Annotated in this window: 1 protein-coding gene; it reads right to left on the bottom strand. The window is 58.1% G+C overall.

What is annotated here, in order from left to right; all coding sequences use genetic code 11:
* Nucleotides 1–872: 872 nt before the first annotated feature.
* The coding region (locus tag I6F35_RS39505) for a transposase (RefSeq protein ID WP_225122957.1) at nt 873–1,111 on the bottom strand (239 nt) is incomplete at its 5' end.

Raw genomic sequence — 1,111 nt, 5'->3', positions numbered from 1 at the left:
CATAATCGTCGGCAGCGTCCGATACGCGTTGAGATCACCTCATCCCCAGGCGGACTAAGCTTTGACATCAACCATTGGGACGTGATCTCGAAGTGACTACTTTGGGACCGTCGATGAGTGCTTGCGGAGCGGCCACGGGCGTGCTTACGAAGCGCGACTGTGCCGAGAGTGAGCAATGGGTCATTTTTGACGGTTTCAGCGGAGATTGTCGGCTGGTTGATGTCCGCTTCTACCCCCTAAGCGTCCAACCTGGTCCAACATGGGCCTCCCCGGAAGCGTTGCGTCTGGGCCACACCCCTGTGATTCAAGCTTCTAAACTGGGGGTCGAATCATGCGCTACGCGGTCCAGCAGGTTGGCCGGCGTTGTCTTCGAGCTGTTGATCGCCACCATGCTTCGGCAAGCGCCGATGCCGCGGCCGTGCCCGCGAACCCTGCAGGCGCGCATCAGCCGCTCGATCCCGGTGCAGGCCGCAATCAGCCCCCGCCAACGAGCAGATCGCAACACCACATTTGACCAGGTGAGGAATTTCGGCTTGGCGATCGGCCGAGGGTGTCCCGAAAGTACCCCTCCTTGATGGCTCTTTGAACCGCCGGCGGCTCCGATAGTATCAATTGTAACGATGGAACACTGCAACTAGTGGAGAAGCTGAGAGATGACGAGATGACCCCGGCCGAGTACGTCACGGAGATTGTGGTTCCGACAGTACAGGAATATAGAGATAACAGGCGATCACGCTGACACGCATATTTGGCGTGCATCGTAACGTTCCACATCAAGGACCACCTGAAGAAAGCCGGTGCCACGCTTATCGAAGATAAGATGCGGGCTGCCTGCCCGGACCATTTCGATTTAGTGCTAGAGCGTGATGTTTTTATACGGCAACATATCCTGAGTTTTTGAGATAGTTGGCGCACTCCTCGGGTGAGAAGAGATCGAGGAGTTCTCCGACCTTTCGCCAGGTTGCCTCGACATCGCGGGGCTCGGCGGCGCGCGTCAGGTGTTTGAGTTTGGCGAAGACCTGTTCGATCGGATTGAGGTCGGGGCTGTAGGGCGGCAGGAAGAGCATATGCGCGCCCCTAGCGCGGATGGCGTTGCGGGCGAGCTTGCCTT

Source organism: Bradyrhizobium sp. BRP22, assembly GCF_020194175.1.
GTDB lineage: Bacteria > Pseudomonadota > Alphaproteobacteria > Rhizobiales > Xanthobacteraceae > Bradyrhizobium.
This window is presented reverse-complemented; position numbering and strand designations above follow the sequence as displayed.